The organism is Aerococcus sp. L_32, from assembly GCF_050689315.1.
The window spans coordinates 1-676 of the sequence record NZ_JBOEQF010001002.1; the positions used below are offsets into that span (position 1 = coordinate 1).

The 676-nt window shown below is 37.7% G+C and carries 1 protein-coding gene and 1 pseudogene; both read right to left on the bottom strand.

Going from position 1 to position 676, the window contains the following annotated elements; all coding sequences use genetic code 11:
- Nucleotides 1-257 (bottom strand): annotated as a pseudogene (locus ACRCJ0_RS17860) (exopolysaccharide biosynthesis protein); the annotation flags it as partial.
- A gap of 11 nt (nt 258-268) precedes the next feature.
- The coding region (locus tag ACRCJ0_RS17865) for a YveK family protein (protein WP_431391481.1) at nt 269-676 on the bottom strand (408 nt) is incomplete at its 5' end.

Here is a 676-nt window from a genome sequence, read left to right on the forward strand (position 1 = left end):
AATAAGACACGCAAGCCTTGTTGCGCCATTACAGCAGCAGTATTGGCTGTAACAGTTGATTTACCTTCCCAAACACCAGATGATGTGAACATGATTGATTTAAAATCATGGTCAACCATTGAGAATTGGATATTCGTACGGATTTGACGGAAAGATTCAGAAATGACGTCATTTGGTTGCGTAACAGTAATTAAACTAGCGCCTCGGCGTTGTTCTGCATTCATCTTGTCAAAATGTTTTCTTTTATTCTTAAACAAAATTGAACCTCCTAGACACGACGACGGTTTCTAGAACCATCTTTGACTGCATTACCTTTGAAGCGCGTATCTTCAACTTTACTTTTATCCATTTGTGGAATAGATCCTAATAAAGTCCAACCAAGCTCTTCAACGATATCACTGCTCTTAACTGAATTATCTAACATTGCATTTACTAATTGTAATACAACGCCAGCGATTAATCCTAACAAAGCACCAATGATGATATTTAAAACCACGTTTGGTGAAGTTGGCGATTGACCAGGTTCAGCTAGGGTTACGATCGAAACGTTCTCTACTTGTAATACTTGTTGTACAACTTCAGAGAAAGATACAGCAATTGCGTTGGCTAAGTTAGCAGCAACATACGGTGATTCATTTTCTACAGAAATGGTAAATAGTAATGAATCTGAATCCAT